This window comes from Nonomuraea sp. NPDC049378 (assembly GCF_055586745.1).
Genome location: NZ_JBVJHP010000032.1, coordinates 1 through 21,498 on the forward strand (window position 1 = coordinate 1; position 21,498 = coordinate 21,498).

At 70.4% G+C, this 21,498-nt stretch carries 20 protein-coding genes and 1 pseudogene; 5 read left to right on the forward strand and 16 right to left on the reverse strand.

Annotated features, from left to right (window positions below; genetic code table 11):
• The first annotated feature begins 102 nt into the window (after positions 1 to 102).
• Complete coding sequence (locus ACZ6SA_RS44130) at positions 103 to 300, forward strand: hypothetical protein (RefSeq protein ID WP_465835078.1); 198 nt, start codon at positions 103 to 105, stop codon at positions 298 to 300.
• 100 nt (positions 301 to 400) lie between these two features.
• On the opposite strand, the gene ACZ6SA_RS44135 is transcribed toward ACZ6SA_RS44130, so the two are convergent.
• The 6 genes and pseudogenes from ACZ6SA_RS44135 to ACZ6SA_RS44160 all read right to left on the reverse strand — a co-directional run.
• Positions 401 to 1,558 (reverse strand): RNA polymerase sigma factor, encoded by a 1,158-nt coding sequence (locus ACZ6SA_RS44135; protein WP_347648202.1) that lies wholly within the window; start codon positions 1,556 to 1,558, stop codon positions 401 to 403.
• A 2-nt stretch (positions 1,559 to 1,560) separates the two neighbouring features.
• Positions 1,561 to 1,899: a YciI family protein gene (locus ACZ6SA_RS44140; protein ID WP_347648203.1), complete on the reverse strand. Its 339-nt coding sequence runs from the start codon at positions 1,897 to 1,899 to the stop codon at positions 1,561 to 1,563.
• A 113-nt stretch (positions 1,900 to 2,012) separates the two neighbouring features.
• A complete protein-coding gene (locus tag ACZ6SA_RS44145) occupies positions 2,013 to 3,086 on the reverse strand; it encodes a TetR/AcrR family transcriptional regulator (protein ID WP_465835083.1) in 1,074 nt (357 codons plus the stop codon).
• A gap of 72 nt (positions 3,087 to 3,158) precedes the next feature.
• Positions 3,159 to 3,737, reverse strand: a complete 579-nt coding sequence (locus ACZ6SA_RS44150; protein WP_465835085.1) for a TetR family transcriptional regulator — start codon at positions 3,735 to 3,737, stop codon at positions 3,159 to 3,161.
• A 99-nt stretch (positions 3,738 to 3,836) separates the two neighbouring features.
• A complete protein-coding gene (locus tag ACZ6SA_RS44155; protein WP_347648206.1) occupies positions 3,837 to 4,865 on the reverse strand; it encodes a hypothetical protein in 1,029 nt (342 codons plus the stop codon).
• Between the two features lie 118 nt (positions 4,866 to 4,983).
• A pseudogene (locus ACZ6SA_RS44160) lies at positions 4,984 to 5,136 on the reverse strand (transcriptional regulator); the annotation flags it as partial.
• Between the two features lie 275 nt (positions 5,137 to 5,411).
• On the opposite strand from ACZ6SA_RS44160, the gene ACZ6SA_RS44165 reads away from it, so the two are divergent.
• Complete coding sequence (locus ACZ6SA_RS44165) at positions 5,412 to 6,629, forward strand: GDSL-type esterase/lipase family protein (RefSeq protein ID WP_465835087.1); 1,218 nt, start codon at positions 5,412 to 5,414, stop codon at positions 6,627 to 6,629.
• Here ACZ6SA_RS44165 and ACZ6SA_RS44170 read toward each other — a convergent pair.
• Positions 6,626 to 7,060 carry an ester cyclase gene (locus tag ACZ6SA_RS44170; protein ID WP_347648209.1) on the reverse strand — a complete coding sequence of 145 codons (435 nt, stop codon included), beginning with the start codon at positions 7,058 to 7,060 and terminating at the stop codon, positions 6,626 to 6,628. The two genes, ACZ6SA_RS44165 and ACZ6SA_RS44170, sit on opposite strands and share 4 nt — an antisense overlap.
• Positions 7,061 to 7,128: 68 nt before the next feature.
• Positions 7,129 to 7,500: a DoxX family protein gene (locus ACZ6SA_RS44175; protein WP_347648210.1), complete on the reverse strand. Its 372-nt coding sequence runs from the start codon at positions 7,498 to 7,500 to the stop codon at positions 7,129 to 7,131.
• A 334-nt stretch (positions 7,501 to 7,834) separates the two neighbouring features.
• Here ACZ6SA_RS44175 and ACZ6SA_RS44180 point away from each other — a divergent pair, with 334 nt between their 5' ends.
• Positions 7,835 to 10,228, forward strand: coding sequence for an ATP-binding cassette domain-containing protein (locus ACZ6SA_RS44180; RefSeq protein WP_465835090.1), 2,394 nt, complete (start codon positions 7,835 to 7,837; stop codon positions 10,226 to 10,228).
• Between the two features lie 12 nt (positions 10,229 to 10,240).
• Here the strand turns inward: ACZ6SA_RS44180 and ACZ6SA_RS44185 are convergent, their stop codons facing one another.
• The 3 genes from ACZ6SA_RS44185 to ACZ6SA_RS44195 all read right to left on the reverse strand — a co-directional run bounded on the left by ACZ6SA_RS44185 (position 10,241) and on the right by ACZ6SA_RS44195 (position 13,375).
• Positions 10,241 to 10,909, reverse strand: coding sequence for a TetR/AcrR family transcriptional regulator (locus ACZ6SA_RS44185; protein WP_347648212.1), 669 nt, complete (start codon positions 10,907 to 10,909; stop codon positions 10,241 to 10,243).
• Positions 10,906 to 12,426, reverse strand: coding sequence for an N-acyl homoserine lactonase family protein (locus ACZ6SA_RS44190; protein WP_465835092.1), 1,521 nt, complete (start codon positions 12,424 to 12,426; stop codon positions 10,906 to 10,908). Before ACZ6SA_RS44190 ends, ACZ6SA_RS44185 begins: the two co-directional genes overlap by 4 nt.
• 88 nt (positions 12,427 to 12,514) lie before the next feature.
• Positions 12,515 to 13,375, reverse strand: a complete 861-nt coding sequence (locus tag ACZ6SA_RS44195; protein ID WP_347648214.1) for a class I SAM-dependent methyltransferase — start codon at positions 13,373 to 13,375, stop codon at positions 12,515 to 12,517.
• 134 nt (positions 13,376 to 13,509) lie between these two features.
• Here ACZ6SA_RS44195 and ACZ6SA_RS44200 point away from each other — a divergent pair, with 134 nt between their 5' ends.
• Complete coding sequence (locus tag ACZ6SA_RS44200; RefSeq protein ID WP_347648215.1) at positions 13,510 to 14,664, forward strand: DEAD/DEAH box helicase family protein; 1,155 nt, start codon at positions 13,510 to 13,512, stop codon at positions 14,662 to 14,664.
• 289 nt (positions 14,665 to 14,953) lie between these two features.
• On the opposite strand, the gene ACZ6SA_RS44205 is transcribed toward ACZ6SA_RS44200, so the two are convergent.
• From ACZ6SA_RS44205 to ACZ6SA_RS44220, 4 genes are all read right to left on the reverse strand, one after another.
• Positions 14,954 to 15,436, reverse strand: coding sequence for a carboxymuconolactone decarboxylase family protein (locus tag ACZ6SA_RS44205; protein WP_347648216.1), 483 nt, complete (start codon positions 15,434 to 15,436; stop codon positions 14,954 to 14,956).
• 87 nt (positions 15,437 to 15,523) lie between these two features.
• Positions 15,524 to 16,969 carry an MFS transporter gene (locus tag ACZ6SA_RS44210; RefSeq protein ID WP_347648217.1) on the reverse strand — a complete coding sequence of 482 codons (1,446 nt, stop codon included), beginning with the start codon at positions 16,967 to 16,969 and terminating at the stop codon, positions 15,524 to 15,526.
• Positions 16,966 to 18,126, reverse strand: a complete 1,161-nt coding sequence (locus tag ACZ6SA_RS44215) for a serine hydrolase domain-containing protein (RefSeq protein ID WP_347648218.1) — start codon at positions 18,124 to 18,126, stop codon at positions 16,966 to 16,968. The genes ACZ6SA_RS44210 and ACZ6SA_RS44215 overlap by 4 nt, the downstream gene beginning before the upstream one ends.
• Positions 18,127 to 18,299: 173 nt before the next feature.
• Positions 18,300 to 19,229 carry a helix-turn-helix domain-containing protein gene (locus ACZ6SA_RS44220; RefSeq protein ID WP_347648219.1) on the reverse strand — a complete coding sequence of 310 codons (930 nt, stop codon included), beginning with the start codon at positions 19,227 to 19,229 and terminating at the stop codon, positions 18,300 to 18,302.
• 210 nt (positions 19,230 to 19,439) lie between these two features.
• Here ACZ6SA_RS44220 and ACZ6SA_RS44225 point away from each other — a divergent pair, with 210 nt between their 5' ends.
• Positions 19,440 to 21,077, forward strand: coding sequence for a serine hydrolase (locus ACZ6SA_RS44225; protein ID WP_347648220.1), 1,638 nt, complete (start codon positions 19,440 to 19,442; stop codon positions 21,075 to 21,077).
• Positions 21,078 to 21,137: 60 nt separating this feature from the next.
• Here ACZ6SA_RS44225 and ACZ6SA_RS44230 read toward each other — a convergent pair whose 3' ends face one another.
• Positions 21,138 to 21,431: a putative quinol monooxygenase gene (locus ACZ6SA_RS44230; protein WP_347648221.1), complete on the reverse strand. Its 294-nt coding sequence runs from the start codon at positions 21,429 to 21,431 to the stop codon at positions 21,138 to 21,140.
• Positions 21,432 to 21,498 lie beyond the last annotated feature (67 nt).

The window sequence follows — 21,498 nt, forward strand, 5'->3', positions numbered from 1 at the left end:
TGGACATGATCGTGTTCTCCCCCGAGATGGTGAATGATCGTTGCAGACTTCGGTCTACGTTTGGTGATCATTTCCACACCTAGAGTGATACCCCCGTCCGAGGTGACCACCGAGCCGGGAGACGCGGTCGGCGAGGAACTGCTGTCACTCACGCCAGGCTTCGAGGACCCGGCGGACGAGGCCGCCTTCCTCCGGCAGCTGGTCGACGAGCGCCGCGTGGTGATCAGACTGCACGTCTCGCGCCTGTACGGCACAGCCCTGGACATCCCCACCGAGGAACAGGCGCAGCGAGAAGGTTGAGGAAGTCCCCAGGACCTGCGGGCCGCCAAACGCGACATTGTTCGTATGCAGCCCAACCACCGAAGCGCCGGCGGGGACCCCGTGATCGTCGCCGCTCATGTCAGATCTGCTGGAGCCTTCGGGTGAGGAAGCGCTGCTCCGGGGTGGAGGTGGCGAGGTCGAGGGCGCGGCGGTAGGCGGTCCGGGCCTCGGTGTCGCGGCCGAGCCGCCGCAGGAGCTCGCCGCGGGTGGAGTGGAAGTAGAGGTAGCCGTCCAGGTCGAGGCGGTCGACGGCGTCCAGGGCCGCGGCGGGGTCGCCGGCCTGGGCGATGGCCACGGCGTGGTTGAGCTCGACCACCGGCGAGCCGGTCAGGTCGGCCAGCCGCCGGTACATCGCGGCGACCTGCGGCCAGTCGATGCGCCGGCTCGCCTGCAGCGAGGCGATCACGGCCTGGACGACGTAGGCGCCGCGCCCGCCGAGTGCGAGCGCCCGGTCGAGGATCGCCCGTCCCGCCGCGATCTGGCGCAGGTCCCACAGCGAGCGGTCCTGATCGTCGAGCAGGACCAGGTCCTCGCCGGAGAACCGGGCCCGCCGCCGGGCGTGGTGGATCGTCATCAACGCGAGCAGCCCGTGGACTTCCGGCTCCCGCGGCATGAGCGCGGCGAGCACGTGCCCCAGACGGATGGCTTCGGCACCGAGGTCGGCCCGGCCGCGGTAGCCCTCGTTGTAGATCAGGTAGATGACGGCGAGCACCGCGTCGACGCGCTCGGGCAGCAGATGTTCGGCGGGCACCGCGAAGGGGATCCCGGCCGCCCTGATCTTGTTCTTGGCGCGGGTCAGGCGGCGCTTCATGGTCTCCTCCGGGACCAGGAAGGCCTGGGCGATCTCGGCGGTCCGCAGCCCTCCGAGCGTCCGCAACGTGAGCGCCACCTGCCCTTCCAGCGGCAGCGCGGGGTGGCAGCAGGTGAAGATCAGCTCGAGCCGTTCGTCCTTGATGAGGGTGTCGTCCATCTCGTCCACGGTGGCCTCCGGCGCCGGCAGCAGGTGGAGCTTGCCGGCGAGGGTGCGCTCGCGGCGGATCCGGTCGATCGCCCGGTTACGGGCCGTCGTCAGCAGCCACGCACCCGGATTGTCCGGCTCGCCCGACGCGAGCCAGCGTTGCGCCGCGATCGCGAACGCCTCCTGCGCGGCCTCCTCCGCCCGGTCGAAGTCACCCAGGAACCCGACCAGCGAGGCCAGCACCCGGCCCCACTGCTCCCTGAACACCTCCTCCAGCACGGTCAGAACCGCATCACCGGTCTGACCTCCACCGTGCCGCCGAACCTGGCCGTCGGGAGGCGCGCCGCCAGCTCGATCGCCTCGTCCAGGTCGGCGGCCTCGACCAGGCAGAAGCCGCCGAGCACCTCCTTGGTGTCGGCGAACGGGCCGTCGGTCATCAGCGTCCGGCCACCGGCCACGCGGACGCAGGTCGCCGTCTCCGCGGGCTGCAACTGCGCGCCGCTGACACAGCGCTCGTCTTCGGCGAACGCGAAATAGTCCGCGTACGCCGCCTCCCGTTCCTCATCCGACAGCGCCTCGATGGAGCCGGGCTCACCGTAGATCATCAGGGCGTACCGCATCACAACCTCCAGGGCGAGAAGCTCTTACCCGAACGACGAACGAGCATCAGCGCTAGGGACACCATCGGCATTTTTCTCATTTCAGCACGGCGGGACGCCGGTCGCCGAGCCGGTCATCCCGCCTGGCCCGACCATGTCACGGACGCCACGGCGTACGCGGCGCCGCGCCCGCAGGCCCGGGCGACGATCGTGCCGGCCTCGACGCGTACCGCGCACTCGGTGGCGTCGCCCGCCCCGGGGGTCGCGGCGGCCGTCGCGACGGCGGCGCGGTCGTCGAGGACGACGCGAAGGCCGGGCCGGTCGTCCGGCGCGAACACGCGGCGCAGGCACCCGGCCAGGTCACCGATCCTGAGCCGGACGAGCCGCCCCAGCTCGGCGGGATCGCCCGTCGTCACGGCCAGGGTGATCCGGTCGCCGGGACGGGCGGCGCGCACGGCCTCCTCGGCGGCGTCGAGCCGGCCGGTCCCGAGGAACACGATCACGCCGTCGCCGCCGAAGCCCGCCGGGCGGCCGGTGAGCAGATCGGGCAGCTCCGCAGGTGGATTCCAGGGGTCCCGGACGCGCTGGGCGGGGGCGACGAAGGGCAGGTGCGGCGGGTCCCACGTGTCGGCGAGGTCGAGGTCGGCCAGGTGCCCGCAGGCGCGCGCCACGTCGAAGGGGTCGCCGAACCCGGGAGCCGTGCCCGCGAGGTGGCCGGCGCCGTTCAGCAGGGTGAGGACGAGCTCGGCCAGGCGCACCCGCCTCGTGAGCCGCGGCGCACGCGACTCCAGGCAGAGAGCGAGCAGGAGGGCTTCCAGCTTGGTGACCTGAGCCATCGCGGTACGGCCTGGTTCGTCGTCGAACACGCCGTCCAGCGAGCGCGACTGCAGGCTCCCCCCGGCGGGCGTCTCGCCGGACCACGGCAGCCGTTCGAGCCAGACCCGGGCGAAGGCGGCCGCCGCCTCGCCGAGTGCCGGGGACGACGTGGCCTCGCCCACGTGTTCGACCGAGTCGACCAGGACCGCCAGGTAGAGGGCGCGCTTGCTCGGGAAGTTCGAGTAGACCGCGCCACGGGTCAGCTCGGCCCGCGCCGCGATCCGGTCGACCTTGGCGTCGGAGTATCCGTGCTCGGCGAACTCCTCCCTCGCCGCGGCCAGTACGGCGGCCCGTGTGCGCTCCTGCTGCTGCACCCGGGTCAGCCTGGCCATCGGGAGCCCTCCGCTCGGTTCATGCGGCGTAAGATACAACATCCGGATGGCTCCACCATCTGGACACCCGGCTTACGGCGTCAGGCCCGACTCCAGGTGGGCGAGCGATCGGTCGATCTCGGCGGGCCCGTCCATGCCGGGATCGTGCGCCCACTGCAGCCAGATCAGGGTCACGACCCCGAACACCGCGCCCATGGCGTCGCGCAACCGGGCGTCGCCGGCGTCGCATCCCGCCTTGCCCGCCAGGATCTCGGACGTCTCCCGCAGCAGGCCGGGGCTCTTGCGCAGGTTGGCGGCCACCAGTTCGGGCACCGTCGCCGCGAACACCTCCCGCGCGTGCCCCGCGGCGATCTCCTCGGCCGTCATCGAGCCGAACGCCGTACGGAACGCCCCGCGCAGCACGGTGACCGGCGGACCCGGCGGCTGCTCATGAAGAGCCTCGATGAGCGGCGGGAAGCGATCGAGCGTGACCACATCCTCCTTTGTCGGGAAATAACGGAAGAAGGTGGCGGGCGAGACTTCGGCGGCCTCGGCTATCTGATCGATGGTGGTGGCGTTGTAGCCGCGCTCGCGGAAGAGCCTGAACGCTTCTCGCAGGATCGTCTCCCTGGTCCTGGCCTTCTTGCGTTCGCGCAGCCCGCCGTTGCCCATGCCCGCACTGTACTCCCCCCTCATCTGGCGGCTCACCCTCATCGCCGATGACGCGGCCACATGCGCGACTGCCGGAGCGGCAGCGTCATCAGCGTGGGCTCAGTAGGCGACGAATCCGTACAGCGCCAGGTGGTTGGACTTCGTGCCGCCCACCGTGTGATCGATGCTCGACGGCTGCACGGCGCCCTTGACGAACAGGTAGTCGATCTTGCGGGATCCCATGGTCGGCCGCGCTCCGTAGCCGGTCATGCCGAAGCCGCTCAGCGTCGAAGAAGCGATGTTCGTGCGATTCGCGTCGATGCCGATCACCCGGATCGTCGACGCGTTCATCAGGCGCGTGGCGTCCGCGCCGACATGGATGCCCGAGCTCGCGATGCCGGTGGTGCCCGCACCCGCGCAGGCGTTCGCTCCGTTCTGCTCAGGAAGGTGCATGGTCGCGGCGAAGACCGTCGTCCCCGTCTCCTTGATCGAGAAACGCGCCGCGATGGCGCTCGTGCGCTTCCACTTGTGGGTGTTGGCCGCGCTGTCGTCGTTGCTGGGAGGCTTGTACAGCGTGCACCCGGCTCCCCCGGCGTAGGGGGTGCCGGGCTTCAGCCAGCCCGCGCTCCAGTATTTCGAGATGTCGCCCGCCGCCAGGCTCAGCGTTCTGGTGTTGTAGATGATCGCGTTGGTCTGCTTCTTCTTCAGGTCGCCCAGCGACTGCTGGCTGCAGTGGTGCGAGCCGCCCCACGGCTGCGGGTCGTCCCAGGCCACGATCACTCCGTACGTGCCCGCCGGGTAGCCGAACTTCGCTGCGAGCTGGTTGGCGTACGCCGTGGCCTGTCCCGTGCCGCGTACCTGTTGCACGATCAGGAGGTCCGGCGCCCGCACGCCGGAGGTGCCCGTCCTGCCGCTGTCGTCGACCAGCATCGATGTGAGGTGGTCGGGGCCCGAGATCCGGGTGCACGAGCCGTCGGCGTTGTTTCTGATCAGGTTCTCGATGTTGTTGGTGTAGACCCGAAGGACCCGGCCGGCCGCGCCCGCGGACCCTTCGTGCGCCTGCGCGGCCGACGCCGGGGCTGCGGCTCCGACAAGTGCGGCCGCCGCCACGAACGCTAACGCGCCAGATGGTCGATACGTTGAGGCCATATTCGAACATTAACGCTGGGCCGCGGTGATGGGGAGCGTGTCAACGGGCGAGCGAGCCCCGCGCCGGACGCGTACAGCTCGGCGATCCGGACATGCGGCTCCTCGGCTACGACGGCGGGCTGCCGCTCACCCCGGCGAGCGCGGCCAGTTCCTCGCGCCGCAATCTCGGCACGCGTCGCCGCCCGCCGCGATCGGGCAGGCCCACGTCCGCCGGTCGCAGCTGGCTCCGGCGCGACTGCAGGAACGCCGCGAGATCTCTGTCTCTGCGCATGTCCTGCCGCATTTTACCGAGCCAGGCTGATCAGTCTTTGCGTAGGCAAGGTCTGGGCCTGGGTGGCAGGCGTGGGGTGCTCCAGGCTGTCGGCGGGCGGCGCAACGGGCCGTCCGCAACCTTGGAGAAGTTGATGGCCTCACCCACGATCCCGCCAGAACGCCTGTCCGGGCGCCCGTCCGGCGTGGCCGAGGAATGACGGCGTCCATGCTGATCGCGCTCGGCCTTCGCGAGGAACGAGCGAACATGTCCCATGAGAATGGAGGAGAGCACTGATGATGGCTCACAGCGGTCGTGATGAGGCTCTGGAATGGGTGGCGGCCTTCCGTTCCGCTGTGATCAGCCCTTACGAGCAGATCCAGCTGACACCGCCACGCGGTTCCCGCGATCAGGCGGTACGGCAGACGTTGCTGCCGGCCGGTAGCGGCGAGCGGGTGCGTATCCGGCTGACCAACCGCTACGGCAGAGCACCGCTGACGATCGGCACGGTACATGGAGCACGATGTGTGACCGGTGACGAGATCGTGCCGGGAACAGGGCAGGAGGTGCTGTTCGGCGGCGCGGGAGAGGTGACGATCCCGCCGGGCGGCGAGGTGGTCAGCGACCCGGTGAACCTGACCATCGAGGCAGGCGTCGCCATCGTGCTGGACCTCTACCTGCGGGGCGAGACAGAGCTCGCCACCTTCTCGCACCAGCCCATGGAGACGGCTTACGTCGCGTCGGGTGATCAGGCCGGCGCTCACGTCCTGAGCGGCGCCGAGCAGGTGCCCGCCCGCTTCTATGCCTCCGGTCTGGACGTGCCGGCTCCGGAGCGCACGGCGGTGATCGCGGTGGCGTTCGGTGACTCCTGGTTCGAGGGCGTGGGCACCACGATGGGCGCCAACCGGCGTTCGGTGGACGTGTTGAACGCCCGGCTGGAGCACGGCTGGGTGGTCAACCAGGGCATCGCGGGCAACCGGCTGTTGACCGACGAGGTGGGCGAGCACGGCTTGTCGCGTCTGGAACGCGATGTCCTGTCGGTGCCGGGAGCAACGCATGTCCTGGTGCACTTCGGCGTCAACGACCTGGGCCTGCCAGGCATGGCCGGACTCCCCCCGGCCACGGCGGAGGACCTGATCGCCGGATTCTCCGTTCTGGCTCGGCGCATCCGCGACCGAGGTCTGACGAGCCTGGCCGCCACCATCGGCCCGTTCGCCGGAGCGATCTATCCGGGGATCACCACGCCGGCGGGGCTGGACGCGCGCCGCCGGGTGAACGGGTGGATCCGGACCAGCGGCGTGTTCGATGCGGTCTTCGACGTCGCGCACGCCGTGCAGGACCCGGAAAATCCCGACTTCATCCGGCCAGAGTTCGACAGCGGAGACGGCATGCACCTCAACGATGCCGGCGCCCGCGCCATGGCCGAGGCGGTGGATGTGGCCACGCTCTCACTTCCACAAGATCTTGCCATCGCCAAGGTGACCGAGCCGGACGCCGGAGTGCGCTGTCGCTAGGACGGGATGGCGCCGAGCTGGCGCATCACCGAGAGGATGTCGACGACCGCCCAGGTCTCGGCGATCCGGCCGTCGGCGAAGCGGGCGATGATGATCTCGTTGTACGTGACGGACTTGCCGGTCGGAGCCACCCCCATGTACTCACCCCGGTGCGTCCCGGTCACCGTGTTCCTGGTGACGACCCGGTCCCCTTCGGCGATCACGTCCTCGACCTCGACGTGCAGGTCGGGGAAGGCCCGGTGAAGCACGGCGAGCACCTCCTTCAACGCTTCCGCCCCCTTCGCCTCCAGCGGCAGCGGGGTGCCGATCTGCACGTCCGGATCGACCATCTCGTCGATCGTCCTGGCGATGATCTCCGCATCGTCGGTGCTGACGGCTTCATGAAAACGTCGGAGCGTTGCCTTGTTACGTGTCACTTCGGTGGCTGACATACGTTCCCTCCTTGGGTTGATTTCTGGTGTTCGCCGCCGATCGCAGCGAGTGTGCCATGTGGCGCAGGTCACCAGCTGTAAGGGCCGAACCGTCCCCAGGCGACGAGCGCGGCGAGCACGAACAGGACCCCGGGCACCGGCAGCCCGGACAGCTCCCCGCGGCGGATGTGCAGGGCCAGCGCTCCCGCCATCATGATCGCCAGGCCGGTCCCGGCGACCGGCGTCAGGACGGGTGCGATTCCGGTGGCTGCCGGCACGACCAGCCCGATCGCGCCGAGCAACTCCAGCACGCCGATCGACCGCACCGACGCGGGGGAGAAATCCTCGATCCACGCATACTTGGGGACCAGCTTGTCCTTCGGCTGGATCAGCTTCGCCGCGCCGGACAGGGTGAAGACGGCGGCCGCGAAGGCCTGAACGATCCACAGGAACACGTTCATCGACGGGTCTCACCGGGTGTCGTGGGTGCGTGCCTGCTGCGCCGCTCCCGCGGGAGGGCGGAAAGGTTGTCGCTCATGGTGAGGAGACGAACGAGCAGCCGTCGAGGGGACAGGCCCCGCACCCGGCAGGATGCATTCCCGGACGTCGCGTCGGACGACGCGAGGTCCGAGCGCGGACCGATCAGGATTGGAGAAGCGCCGGCCTCCGGCCGTCGCCTAACGTGACCGTCGTGGCAGGAGCGCAGGACGACCACGCGTACGCTCAAGCCTGATCGAGCCAGGCGACGCAAGCCCAAGGCCGCGAGAGGCGGCCCGCCAGAGAGACGGAGACACGATGAGCATGACCACGAGGAACGACCCGCAGTCGCCTGCGCCGCACGCCGCCGACAGCCACGACGTGATCCGCGTGCACGGCGCACGCGTCAACAACCTGAAGGACGTCAGCGTCGAGATCCCGAAGCGCCGGCTGACGGTGTTCACCGGCGTCTCCGGCTCGGGCAAGAGCTCGCTGGTGTTCAGCACGATCGCCGCGGAGTCGCAGCGGCTGATCAACGAGACGTACAGCACCTTCGTGCAGGGCTTCATGCCGTCGCTGGCCAGGCCGGAGGTCGACATCCTCGACGGACTGACCACCGCGATCATCGTCGACCAGCAGCGGATGGGCGCCGACCCCCGCTCCACCGTCGGCACCGCCACCGACGCCCACGCGATGTTGCGCATCCTCTACAGCCGGATCGGCGAGCCGCACATCGGCTCCCCCCAGGCCTTCTCCTTCAACGTCCCCACGGTCAGGGCGAGCGGCGCGATCACGGTCGAACGCGGCGACAACCGCAAGGCCCAGAAGGCGACGTACACGCGGATCGGCGGCATGTGCGGGCGCTGCGAAGGCCGCGGCACGGTCACCGATCTCGATCTCACCCAGCTCTACGACGACTCCAAGTCGCTCACCGAGGGCGCGTTCACCATCCCGGGATGGAAGTCCGACAGCTTCTGGACGGTACGCGTCTACGCCGAGTCCGGCTTCGTCGACCCCGACAAGCCGATCCGCGACTACACCAAGAAGGAACTGCAGGACTTCCTGTACAAGGAGCCGGTCAAGGTCAAGGTCGACGGCGTCAACCTGACGTACGAAGGCCTGATCCCGAAGATCCAGAAGTCGTTCCTGTCCAAGGACAGGGAGGCCATGCAACCGCACATCCGGGCGTTCGTGGACCGTGCGGTCACCTTCACCACCTGCCCCGAGTGCGACGGCACCCGGCTCAGCGAGGCCGCCCGCTCCTCGCGAATCAAGGGCGTCAACATCGCGGAAGCCTGCGCGATGCAGATCAGCGACCTGGCCGAATGGATCCGCGGCCTCGACCAGCCGTCGGTCGCGCCGCTGCTCGCCAAGCTGCTGCACACCCTCGACTCCTTCGTGGAGATCGGGCTGGGCTACCTCTCGCTCGAGCGGCCGGCGGGCACGCTGTCGGGCGGCGAGGCGCAGCGCACCAAGATGATCCGCCACCTCGGCTCCGCGCTCACCGACGTCACCTACGTCTTCGACGAGCCCACGATCGGCCTGCACCCTCACGACATCCAGCGGATGAACAACCTGCTGCTGCGGCTGCGCGACAAGGGCAACACCGTGCTCGTCGTCGAGCACAAGCCGGAGACGATCGCGATCGCCGAGCACGTCGTCGACCTCGGCCCCGGCGCCGGCACCGCGGGCGGCACCATCTGCTACGAGGGCACCGTCGACGGTTTGCGGGCCAGTGGCACCGTCACCGGTCGCCACCTGGACGACCGCGCCCAGCTCAAGACGTCGGTACGCACCCCGAAGGGCACGCTGGAGATCCGCGGCGCGGACCGCCACAACCTGCAGGACGTCGACGTCGACATCCCGCTCGGCGTCCTCTGCGTGGTCACCGGCGTCGCCGGCTCCGGCAAGAGCTCGCTGATCCACGGCTCCATCCCCGCCTCCGCGGGGGTCGTGTCGGTCGACCAGTCCCCCATCCGCGGCTCGCGGCGCAGCAACCCGGCGACGTACACCGGGCTGCTCGACCCGATCCGCAAGGCGTTCGCCAAGGCCAACGGCGTCAAGCCGGCGTTGTTCAGCGCCAACTCCGAGGGCGCCTGCCCCACCTGCAACGGCGCCGGCGTCATCTACACCGATCTCGGGATGATGTCCGGCGTCACCACCACGTGCGAGGAGTGCGAGGGCAGGCGCTTCGACGCGTCGGTGCTGGAATACCGCCTCGGGGGGCGCGACATCAGCGAGGTGCTGGCGATGCCGGTGACCGAGGCCGAGGAGTTCTTCGGCGCCGGTGAGGCCCGCACGCCCGCCGCGCACGCCATCCTCGGCCGGCTCGCCGACGTCGGGCTCGGCTACCTCAGCCTCGGCCAGCCGCTGACCACGCTGTCCGGCGGCGAGCGCCAGCGGCTGAAGCTGGCCACCCACATGGCCGACAAGGGCGGCGTCTACGTCCTCGACGAGCCCACCACCGGCCTGCACCTGGCCGACGTCGAGCAGTTGCTCGGCCTGCTCGACCGGCTCGTCGACGCCGGCAAGTCGGTCATCGTCATCGAGCACCACCAGGCGGTCATGGCGCACGCCGACTGGATCGTCGACCTCGGCCCCGGCGCCGGGCACGACGGCGGGCGGATCGTCTTCGAGGGCACCCCCGCCGACCTCGTCGCCGCCCGTTCCACCCTCACGGGCGAACACCTCGCGGCCTACGTCGGCGCGTGACCGCCGCGCCGGTCACGCGGTCTCCTCAGGCCGGTCGGGGCGCCTCAGCAGCCGGTCGGCCTGGTGGAGCACCTCTTCCAGGTACCGCCGTGCGGCGGCGGGGTCGGCCGGTGCGTCCGGGTCGATGAGCATGCGGTACATGGCCGCGCCCACGACCATGTCGATCACCGTGTCGATCCCCGGGTCGATCTCCGGGTCGATCTCCGGGTCGGCGTCGCCGTCCGGCCGCCCGTCGCGGCGGGCACGCTCGACGGCGGCGTGGATCGCCCGGCGGCGGGGCTCGATGTACTGCTCGCGGTAGGTGGCCAGGAGTGACGGCCGGGTGACGCTGGAACCGATGAGCTGGGCGAGGATCGCCCGGAAGCGGGCGTCGCCGAAGGTGCGCACCCAGGAGTCCATGAGCTGTTCGCCGGCCGGCTGCGCCGCCGCGACGGTGTCGGCCCAGACATCGGCCTCGGGGACGAGCGTGCGGGCCCGCTCGATCGCCTGGGTGAGCAGCTCCTCCTTCGACGACCAGCGCCGGTAGACGGTCACCTTGGCCACGCCGGCGCGCTTGGCGATCTGCTCGAAGTTCGCGCCTTCCAGGCCGCGCTCCACGAACAGCTCCAGCGCCGCCTTCATGATCGCCTCGTCCGCCTCGGGGTCGCGAGGCCTGCCCCGGGTGCGCCGCGTGGAGGTCATCCGAACTCCACCCGCCCCCATCGCGCGCCGGACGCCGCAGGAACGAAGCGGGGAGCGTGCCCGGGCCGCAGCCGCCAGCCGGGGGTGAGGACGGCCTCCATGTGCGCGCGCAACTCCCGCAGCCCCTCCTTGCCCGGCGTTCCCTGGGCGAACGCGGACAAGACCCTATCGGACTGGTAGCGGGTGTTGTCGTGGGCGAACAGCGGCACGACGCCGGTGTCGGAGGCCAGCAGGCTCTGGATGCGCCGGGCCGCCTCGATCTGGTGGACCGTGTCGGCCCCGCCGATGGTCATCTGGCGGACCTGGTCGACGGCCAGGTGGGGCAGCGTGTAGAGGGTGTCGCCCATGAACAGCACGCCGCCTTCGTCCATGCGCAGCAGCACGCACATGTGGCCGGGCGAGTGGCCAGGGGTGGGCAGCAGGATGATGCTGCCGTCGCCGAAGTGGTCCTGGCTGGCCGGGAAGGCGCCGAAGGCGCCGGAGTCGAAGGCCGGGAAGGAGAGGTTCTCCTTGACCAGGTCGAAGGAGTGCGGATAGAACACGCCGTGGTCCCAGTCGCGGCGGTCCAACACCACCGTCGCCCGGGGCAGGTGGCGCAGCCCTCCCGCGTGGTCGTCGTGGACGTGGGTGAGGAACACGGTGGTGACCTCGTCGGCGTCGTAGCCGAGCCGGGCCAGGCGGACCCGCAGGTCCTGCTCGGGGGTCATCTGATACTCGTCGCGCTCGCTCAGCAGGCGCGAGGTCATGTCGTAGTACCCGTCGTGATCGTGGGCCTGCTCCCTGTTGACGCCGGTGTCGACCAGCAGGAGCCCGTGCCGGGGGTGGTCGATGAGGTAGGCGTAGACCGGCACCGTGATCTGCGCCTTGTCCACCAGGGTGCGCACGTAGCCGTTCAGACCCTCCCAGCCGTCCAGGCCGCCGTAGAACTGGCCGTAGGTGACGACGGTGTCGCCGGTGTGGATCGGGAACACCCGCAGGGCACCGTCGTGGACCCGCGGCCGGGCCCCGGGAGCGCGTACGGCCGCCTGCCGCTGTTGCTCGCGCTGGGCCAGCATATCGCGGCGCCGCCCTTCCACCCGGCTGACCGACAGCCCGCTCAGCACGCCCAGCACCAGCCCGGCACCGCCCAGGAGGAAGGCGCGTCTGGCCTGCCGGACGTGCGGGCCACTAGCCCTCCGGCGTCCGCGGAGCAGGGCGGCCGCCGCCCATCCCAGGCAGCCCGCGGCGGCGAGGGCCAGCAACACCGGCAGATCGGTGACGTAGTACACGACCGCGAGGTAGAGCCCCAGCGTGCCCAGACCGGCCGGAACCCCGAGGAACGCCAGCACCCGGCGCCGCGTGGACCGCCGGCCGAGCACGCGGGGCCACAGCAGCCCGATCACGGACACCGCCAGCAGCAGCCCGTAGACCAGCAGCAGCGGCGCCGGCACGTTCTTCAACCGCAGGATGACCAGCCAGGCCGCGCCGGCCGTGAGGGCAAGGACGAGTAACCCGACCTTGCCGAGGATCTTCATCATCGGGCCGCCTCTTTTCGTAAACGCATACGGATGCGTATACATAATAGGCCGAGCGGGATCGCCACGCGCGCCAGGAGGTCGCGAACCCTCAGCGAGGGCGGCGGAGCTGCCAGATGATCAGGGCGGGGGTGTCGTGGTAGGCGGCCGCGGCCGCCTCCGGGCACCACTGCTGGGCGAGCGGGCCGCCGTGCCCGCCGCGCAGCTCGCCCCACCGGGGTTCGTGGCAGGCCACGATCTCCAGCCCCGCCTCATGGATGGCGGCGATGTAGTCGCCGGCCAGGAACCGGCCGGCCGGCATCGCCCGCGGCCCGCCGTCCGGCCCGCCCACCTTGGCCACGCCGCCCAGGTAGAGCGAGAGCACGTGGATGTCCGACAGCACGACGTGGCCGCCGGGCTTGGCCACCCGGGAGAACTCCGCCAGCGCCGGCCCGAGGGCCGGCTGGTGGGTCAGCGCCAGCGCACAGACCACCAGGTCGAAGCTCGCGGAGCCGACCGGCAGGTCGTGCAGGTCCGCCTGGTGGAACGTGCCGTCCGGGACCTTGGCCCGGGCCAGGGCCAGCATCTCCGCCGACGAGTCCGTGCCGACGACCTCGTGCCCGAGCCGGGCCAGGAACGCGGCGTGCCTTCCCGTGCCACAGGCGACATCGAGGGCCCGGCCCGCCGGCAGCGTGGTGAGGATGCGCCGGACCTGCGGTTCCTCCACCGCGATCAGCGGGTTCTCCTCGGAGTCGTACCGATCGGCCCACTGCGCGTACCCCTCGACCGTGGTGGCGTGGCCGACGACGGTGCCCGCGCTCGACGCCAGGTCCCGGTCGGCGGCCAGCCTGCGGATCTCGGAGATCCGCGCCTTCACGAACTCCTCGTCGCCGAGGTCCCCGGCCTGGGCGCGCAGCAGCGCCACGCCTTCGAGCGCCAGCAGCCAGGCCAGCGGATGAGCGTACGAGGGCATGACGGGCATGGTAGGAAACACGGCCCGGCCGGAGCCACCCGATTTCCCCGGGCGTCGGCGTGGCGCCGCCGCCGGGGACGCGCCCGCCGAAATCCGTTCGCTCGCTCCATCGGACGCCCGTTAGTGTCACGCAGATGAGCGACGTACGCGTGCCCTTGCTCTGGCTCTCGGGGCCGACAGGCGTGGGGAAGTCCTCGGCCGGCTGGGAGCTCTTCGCGCAGCTGAGCCGGAGCGGCGTCAAGACCGCGTTCGTCGACGCCGACCAGATCAGCCTGTGCTATCCCATGCCGGAGGGCACGACGCATCACGTTCGTGCGAAGAACCTGGCCGCGATGTTGCCGAACTTCCTGGCGGAAGGCGTGCGATGTCTCGTCCTTGCCGGCTTCGTCCACACCGCCGAAGAGGTTCGCACGTACACCGACCTTCTTCCCGAGGCCGCGTTCACGCTGTGCCGGCTGCGCGTCGACAGCGCCGAGCTCAAGGAACGGTTCCTCGGGCGGGGGTGGCGCCCGGACCTGGTGGAGGACGCGCTCGCCGAGGCCGCGGCCCTGGAACGCAGCGACTACGCCGACGTGTGCGTGGACACCGGCGGGGTCACGGTGTCCGAGGCCGCCCGGCTGGTCCGTGAGCGGTCGGGGGGATGGCCAGGTGTCCTTCCCGCCGCGACGCCCGAGAGTTCCGTCGCCCGGCGGAGCCGTCCGCCTGCTCTCCGAGGGGACGCCGCGCCGTTCCCCGTGCTGTGGCTCTGCGGTGCCACGGCGGTGGGAAAGTCGACGGTCGGGTACGAGATCTTCCGGCAGATCCACGAAACCGGTGTGCGAGCCGCCTATGCCGATGTGCAGCAGATCGGTGCGCTGCGTCCCCACATGGACGGCCATGACCTCAAGGCGCGTAACCTCGCGGCCGTCTGGAGCGGATATCGCGCGATGGGCGCCCGGTGCCTGGTCGTCTCCGGGGAGGCCGACTCCGACGACGTCGTCCGTGGCTACGGCCAGTCGCTGCCCGGAGCGGCCTTGACCGTGTGCCGCCTGCACGCCGGACCGGCGACGCTGGCCGGGCGGGTCGCGCAGCGTGGCCGGGGCGGCGGGCCGGCCATACCGGGTGACGAGCTGCGAGGGCTGGGCTCCGACTCCCTGCACCGCATCGCCGAACGGGCGGCGCGCGAGGCCGAGCTGCTCGACCGTGCCGGGGCAGGTCAGCTGCGCGTCGAGACCGACGGCCGGCCAGTCGGCGAGGTGGCCGCGGACGTACGCGTACGCAGCGGTGGTTGGCCCTTCCTCTCCGGCTGACCGACGTCATCGCACAGGGCGATCCTCCCGACGCGGACACGGAAGGCGCTTCGTCATGTTCGAGTCCCTCGGGTCGAGCGCGGACCGGCGGTCAGTGCGTCGCGGGGTTCTGTGACCTCGGGGCGCTTCGAAGATCGCTTCCCGGAGGACCGGTGCTCGTTTCCCCGATTCGCGAGGTTCTGATCGTCAGGTGTCCCGCGCGGGTCCGTCACCTGGGCCCGGCCCCGATCTGACCCCTGGACAGGGCGAGGCAGGGGTTGCCGTGTCCTCGCCCTGGGCGTTTTGGGCGTTACGGCCTCCACTGCTCCGCCGGCGACGCACCCGGCAGCGGCTTGCCGATGAGGGCGAGCGGGAGGAAGAAGCAGACCTGGCCGATGGCCATGATCAGCGTGGCGAGCGCCTTGTCGTCGTACTGCTCGGACGCCTGGGCGTAGAGCTCGTCGGGGACGCGCTCGCCCCACGGGTTCGGGGTGAGCACGGATTCGACCAGTTCGAGCGCGATGCGTTCGGCGTCGGTGAAGTACGGCGCGTCCCGCCAGGAGGCCACCGCGGTGATGCTCTCCTCGGTGGCGCCGGCCTTACGGAGGTTGCCGGTGTGCAGGACGGTCAGGTACGTGCTGCCGACGATCTGGCCGGCGCGCAGCTGGACCAGGCTGATGGTGGTCTGCGGGATCGTGCCGTTCCCGGCCGCCTTGTGCAGGGCGCCGCCGATGTCCTTGAGTTCGGGGACGAGCACGGCGGGGTTGGGCAGGCGCGACTCGGTGGTGGTCATGGTGGGGTTTCCCTTCTGGATCTCAGGTGGTGGATCACTGCTATGACGGATCGCATGGGGCGAAGGTGACCGGTGAGGCGGTCGATTTCATCCGGGCGTGCCGCCGAGGGTTTCCGGCGTGGGCTCGGTGTCCCGGTTCGTGGGCCGGGGGCGCAGAAGGAGGCCGGCGGTGAGGATGGCGGCCAGGTAGAAGGCGCCCGCGCCGAGCATGCCGGCGGTGTAGCCGCTGGTGAGCGCGTCGTGCAGAGGAGTGCCTGCCGGTTGGCTCGTGGTGGCGGTGACGGCGATGCCGGCCAGGACGGCCAGACCGAGGGCGCCGCCGATCTGCTGGCTGGTGTTGACCAAGCCGGAGGCGATGCCGGAGTCGCGCGAGGCGACGCCCTGTACGCCGCCGATGGTGGCCGCGACGAAGCCGATGCCCAGGCCGATGCCGCCGGCGAGCTGGGCGGGTAGCAGCACGAGCAGGGGGTTCTGGTCCGGGGTCAGCAGACTGAACCAGCCCATCGCCGCGGCGGCCACCGTCATCCCGGTCGCCAGGACGATCCGGGTGGAGGTGCGGGCCTGCAGTCTGGGGCCGATGACGCCGGAGCCGAGGCCGATGCCGATGGCGAACGGCAGATAGGCCAGTCCGGTGATCACGGGCGAGTACTGCTTGATCGTCTGCATGTACAGGGTGAGGAAGTAGAAGGTGGCCAACTGCCCGGCGCCCATGAGCAGCATGACCAGGTTGGCGCCGAGCCTGCCGCGGTCGGCCAGCACGCCCGACGGCAGTATCGGGCTGCGCGCGCTGCGTTGGATGAACGTGAACGCCACGAGCAGCGCGACGGCGATCGCGCCGAAGGTCACGGTGAGCCCGTCGCCGACACCATGCGAGCCGGCCCGGTTGATCGCGTATACCAGCGCACCGAGGGCGAGCGTCACCGTGGCCGCGCCGGGCAGGTCGAGGCCGCCGCTCTTGCGAGTGCCGGGCACCAGAGCGAATGTCCCAGCCAGGACCAGCAGCGCGATGGGGATGTTGACAAACATGATCCATCGCCAGCCCGCATACTCGGTGAGTGCGCCGCCCAGCAGCAGGCCGGCAATCGAACCGAGGCCGCCCATGGCGCCGTACACGCCGAGCGCCTTGTTGCGCGCCGGCCCGGCGGGAAAGGTGTCGGCCAGCAGGGACAGCGCGGCCGGGGCGACGATCGCGGCGCCGACGCCCTGCAGGACCCGGGCGGCGACCAGCATGCTCCCGTTGCCGGCCAGGCCGCCCAGAAGGGACGCGGCCAGGAAGACGACCAGTCCGGCGCGGAACAGTCTTCGGCGGCCGAACAGGTCGCCGGCGCGGCCGCCGGCCAGCAACAGGCCGCCGAAGGCCAGGGCGTAGGCGGTGAGCACCCAGTCCAGGTCGGCCTCGGCGATGCCGAGCCCGGTTCCGATGACGGGCAGGCCCACGGTCACGATGGTGCCGTCCATCACCACCAGCAGTTGCGCGGCCGCGATCACCAGCAGCGCCAAGCGGGTGTTGCGGGTTTCGGAGTGAGAGGTCATGCCTGCTCCTCAAGAGCGGTGGCGGCGCCGTGGACGGCGGCGGCGAGCTGGTCGTGCTCGGGGTAGGACCAGCCGAAGCCGAAACGGCGGCGGGTGTAGCCGAAGGCGATGCCGGTGGCCGGGTCGGCGAAGGCCTCCGAGCCGGCCGAGCCGTCGTGGCCGAACGCGTTCGCGCTGAGGAAGCCGTACCGCAGCCCCTTGGCCTGGAAGCCGACCGCGTAGTTGCCCTGGTCGCCGCGGACCAGGTCGGCGCCGGTGGAGTGCAGCATGGAGAACTCGCCGACGGTGTCCGCCTTGAGGAGCGGAGGCTGCCCGTCGATCCCCCAGACGGCCGCCGCGTACAGGCCGGCCAGGCCGCGCGCGCTGCCCACCCCGCCGGCCGACGCCTGGCCGCCCGCGCGCACGGCGCGAGCGTTGGCGAACGCCACCTGGTCCAGGGGCGGCGTGCTGTTGAGCCCGTACCCGATGCCGAGGATGCTGTGCGGGCCTGGCAGGTTCGACCAGAACGCGGCCTCCTGATCCGGCGTGGCCGTCCACCACCGGATCGGCCGGAACCGGCCCTCTTCGGCCTCGGGCAGCCCCAGGTACAGGTCGAGCCCGTACGGCACCCGGATGCGCTCGTCGTAGACCTGCTGCAGCGACTGCCCGGTCACCCGCCGGATCACCTCGTTCACCATGGCGAACGAGACGAACCCGCCGTAGCCGTAGGCCGAACCCGGCCGCCAGTACGGCCGCTGCCCGGCCAGGCGGCGCGCGATCACCGCGTCGTCGGCCAGCTCGGCCGCCGGCAGCCCGCCGTCGACACCGATGACGCCCGAGCGGTGCGTCAGCACGTCCCGCAGGGTGATTCCGCCCTTGCCGGCCGCGGCGAACTCCGGCCAGTGCCGGGCCACCGGCTCGTCGAGATCGAGGACCCCCTCCTGCACCAGCAGCGCCGCCACCAGCGTCGCGGCACCCTTGGTGGAGGAGTACACCCCGGTCAGCGTGTCACCGCTCACCTCCGAACCCGCCCACAGGTCCACCACCCGCCGGCCGTGCGCGTAGGCGGTCAACTGCGCGCCCACCTGGCCGTCCTGCTCCGCCACCACCGCGGCGAACGCCTCGCGCACCTGCTCGAAGCCGTCCGCCACCGTTCCGTGGACATCCATCCTGCTCATCGCCGGCAACCCTTCGTGAGTGAGTGTTGTTGGTCGCCGGCATGACGGATGGTCCGCAGGAAAGGTGACCGGGTGCGTTCGCGGTCACCTTTCACTGCTCTGATGCGTCAGGTGTCTGACATAGCTGAGATGAGAGGAATGGTCTTGAGGGCTCCGCATCGATGCGGGTCAGGCTACTCCGACCGAAATTTCCCTGTGACGACAGAGAGGCCGTCGCGTTGCGCGGAGCTCAGACGGTCGGGCCTTGGGATGACGGCGTACGCGCCGCGCCCGCACCGCTCCACCGCGAGCGGGTCGGAGAGGGCAGGACGGCGTCCGATCGTGTCCACGGCGTCGGCCGCCCGCTGGACGGGCCACTCCAGCGCCGTGGCGAGGTCGTCCACGGTGAGCGGCCGGGCGGCGTGCACCAGTGCGGCCAGCACCGTCAGCGCGTCGCGAACGACGGCGCCGGTGGGACCGCTGTCGTTCATCCGCTCGCTGATCCAGGTGAAGAACCGCGCCATCTCGCCCAGCCGGGCGGCGACGGGCGAGCCGGTGCCGAAGATCTCGATCCCGTGCCGTGCGGCCGCCGCGACCTCGGCGTGCGCCCCGGTGTCGGCTTTGAACGCGTGGAGCCAGACGTCGTCGTCGATGACGTACCGCTCCCGGCGGCCGGAATCCTGCGCGCGCCTGACCAGCTCCATCGCCTCGAGATAGCCGATGGCCTTCGACACCGACGCCGGGCTGACCTGCAGCCGGCGTACGAGCTCGGCGGACGTCAGGCTGCCGGACCCGGAGGCGAGCAGGCAGACGAACACGCGAGCGGGCATCCGGGGAAGGCCGGTGCCGGCCAGCAGGATCGCCAACCGCTCCACGAAACCGTGCACGGGCTCGGCCGGCCGTTCCGCGGCCTGAACCGCTCTGCGGCGGCGGGCGCGCTGCCCGGCGGCCTGCTGGGCGCGGTCGGCCAGGTAGCCGCCGGGCGCGCTGTTGCGTGCCACTTCGCGGCTGATCGTGGACGTCGGCCTGCCCAGCCGCCTGGCGATCTCGGCGTATCCCAGCCCTTCGGCCAGCCAGATCGCGATCTGCCTGCGATCCTCGTGGGTCAGCCTGCCTCCGGGCATCGGCTCCCTTTCTCTTCGGGTCCGCGCGTGCGTTCGCCACAGTACATTGCAACGACGGCTCGGCAAGAATTGCATTTACCGACACTTCTGTTGCAACGATTCACGTGAAAGCCCAAGAATTCGTTGACGGGTCCGGAAAGGCAACGTAGCTTTTGCCTGCTTCGAAGACTCAGAGGTGACGAGGAATCCCTTATGGCGAACATTTTGGACGTGACCCGCATTCGAGCTCGCGTCGCCGAGTTGCTGGCCGAATACCGGATCCCTAGCGCCGCGATCGGCGTCCTCCACGGCGGGCGGACCACCGACTTCGCCGTCGGCGTCACGAACGCCCTCACGCGGGACCTCGCGACGTCCGGCACCGTCTACCAGTGCGGCTCCGTGTCCAAGACCTGGACCGCCCTCGCCTTCATGCAGCTCGTCGACGAGGGGAAAGTCGATCTGGACGAGCCGGTGCGGACCTACCTCCCCGATTTCCGGGTGGCCGACCCCGGCGTCAGCGTCAAGGTCACACCCCGCCATCTCCTCAACCACACCCACGGCATCGAGGAGGACTACGGAGATCCGGGCGAGGACGACGACGTGTACGAGCGCATGGTGCGGAACATCGCCGGCGCACGCCAGGTCCACCCCTTGGGCCACACGCACGGCTACAGCCCGGCCCTGGGCTACGCGATCCTCGCCCGCATCATGGAGGTGATCGACGGCGAGCGATGGGACGACATCATGAAGGATCGCCTGTTCGACCCCTTGGGACTGACCTCGACGAGCAGCCGCCGCGAGCACGTGGATCAGGACCGGGCCGCGACCGGGCACCTGATCCGATCCCTCGAAGAGGGCGCCGTCCTTTCACCGCTTGGTCACCTGCCGCGCTCCTTCGGCCCCGGAGGCAACGTCAACACGACAGCCTCGGAACTGCTCATGATGGCGTACGTCTTCCTCCACGAAGGAAGGGCGCCGAACGGGGCCACGATCGTCTCCCCCGGCATCATCCGCGAGATGACGCAGTCGCGGGTCCCCGTACCTGACCCGTACACGTTCGGGCCGGAATGGGCACTCGGCCTCATCGTGTGCGACTGGCACGGGCAGACCGTCTACGCCCACGACGGCAGCGCGGTCGGCCAGAGCGCACGGCTGCGGATCCTGCCGGAGTCGGGCATCGCCGTCTCGATGCTGGCGAACGCCGGCCCGCGCGACAGCTTCTACCGGAAGGTGTTCAACGAGATCCTGGCCGGCCTGGGCGCGGTCACGATCCCCGGCCTGCCGGAGCCCGACCCCACGCTGGCTCTCGATCTGTCGAGGTACGAAGGCTCCTACGAGCGCCCCGGCACCCGCTACGAGGTGGCGGCCGAGAACGGGAGACTGCACCTCAGATTCTCCCTGAACCCCATGGAGGCGCGAGTCCTCGACAGGCCGGAGCAGCTCGACTACGAGCTGCTCCCGATCAGCGAGACCCATTTCTTGATGCCTTCTGACGATCCGTTGGAGGACCCTCAGACCGTCGCGATCTACGACTTCGATAAGGGCGCCGCACGATATCTGCACATCAATTGCCGGGTGAATCCGAGAGTGCCCGAGAGGAGCGGTACGGTGCCCGTCATGGCTGTTTCCACGGTCTCTGACGGCAACGGTTTCTGGGATTCCGTGAAGAAGGCGTACGGCCGGCTTCCCCAGGGCGCCAGGTGGACCCTGGCGGTGGCGAGCACCGACGGGACCAAGGCGGTGAACGTCATCATGCATGACTCGATCGACGGCGTCAGGAACTTCCTCGAGGATCACACCGGCGCCTTCGCCACGACGGACTACTTCGAGGCCGACGCGGCCAACGCGGTCGGCCTCCCGACGCGGTAGCCGCCCCGTCGCACAGCCGGACGGCGGCGAACCTCGCCGGAGCCGTGACCCGCGAAGGCGCTAGCCGAAAGGCGGACCGGAGGCGGCGATCACGTGCTTGACCACCTGGACGTCCTTGAGTTCGAAGGACGCGGCGGGCCTGGGGGCGATCGCCCGCCAGGCGTCCAGCGCCTCCTGGGACTCGAAATGCTCAAAGATGTTCACCCGGCCGGGGTCGGCGACGTCGGCTGAGATGGCCACATCGATGCACCCGGGACAGGCGCGCGCCGCCTCGACGATCCCGCGATGCGCCTCGACGCAACGATCCCTGACCTCCGGATCGACGAACACCTTTCCCGCCACGATCACCGTCATGATGACGCTCCTTCTTCCCTTGCGAACCGTTCGCCCATGCTGACCGGCCGCGGCGGCAGAACTCATC